The sequence below is a fragment of the Vibrio genomosp. F10 str. 9ZD137 genome (assembly GCF_049974785.1).
Taxonomy (GTDB): domain Bacteria; phylum Pseudomonadota; class Gammaproteobacteria; order Enterobacterales; family Vibrionaceae; genus Vibrio.
Genome location: NZ_JBNGCJ010000045.1, coordinates 1 through 817 on the forward strand (window position 1 = coordinate 1; position 817 = coordinate 817).

The window sequence follows — 817 nt, forward strand, 5'->3', positions numbered from 1 at the left end:
AAGCGTTGTCTGGCGGTGAAAAGAACCGTTTGTTGCTGGCTCGAATCTTCTTAAAGCAAAACAATTTGCTGATTCTCGATGAACCGACCAATGATTTAGATATCGAAACATTGGAACTTTTGGAGGATTTGCTTGCCAACTATCAGGGTACATTGCTTCTCGTCAGTCACGATCGTCAGTTTGTTGATAACACAGTAACCACGAGTTGGATATTCGAAGGGAATGGTGTGATTGAGGAGTTTGTTGGTGGCTATCATGATGCGCAACAACAGCGTGCTCAGGTAAACAAAGCTCGGTTGGCGCAAAAACCAGCAGAAGTGAAGAAAGTAGTTGAGGAAACTCCCAAAACGACAGCGCCAAAGGCTAAACCTAAGAAATTATCTTATAAGCTGCAACGAGAGTTGGAATCATTGCCGCTGCGATTAGAAGAACTAGAGCAAGAAATTGAAGCTCTACAGACAGTAGTGAACGATCCAGAGTTTTTCGCTAAGTCTATAGAGGAAACTCAAATTACATTAGATAAGCTCTCTGCGACTGAGCAAGAGTTGGAATCTGCTTTCGAGCGCTGGGAAGAGCTGGAAGCTATGCAACAGGAAAGTTAAATTTTTATGAGTAGTACAGTTTTTAAATTATCGACGATTGCAGCTACTGTATTAGCGGCAACAAGCGCACACGCTGCGTTATATACTGTTGTAGAAGTCAGCCCTGAAGGGATTGGTGCTAGTGAATATACAGAGGTGCATGGCGTAGCAATTCAACCTGGCGATAATGGCGATCCACTAGGCTGCTTCGGTACAACTTGTTCAAGTGGTACCTA

At 43.6% G+C, this 817-nt stretch carries 1 protein-coding gene and 1 pseudogene; both read left to right on the forward strand.

The annotated features are described in order from the left end of the window. Positions 1–602: ATP-binding cassette domain-containing protein (locus ACP45E_RS00540; RefSeq protein ID WP_141707154.1), on the forward strand; the 602-nt coding region annotated here is incomplete at its 5' end. Between the two features lie 6 nt (positions 603–608). Beyond that, a pseudogene (locus tag ACP45E_RS00545) lies at positions 609–817 on the forward strand (DUF3466 family protein); the annotation flags it as partial.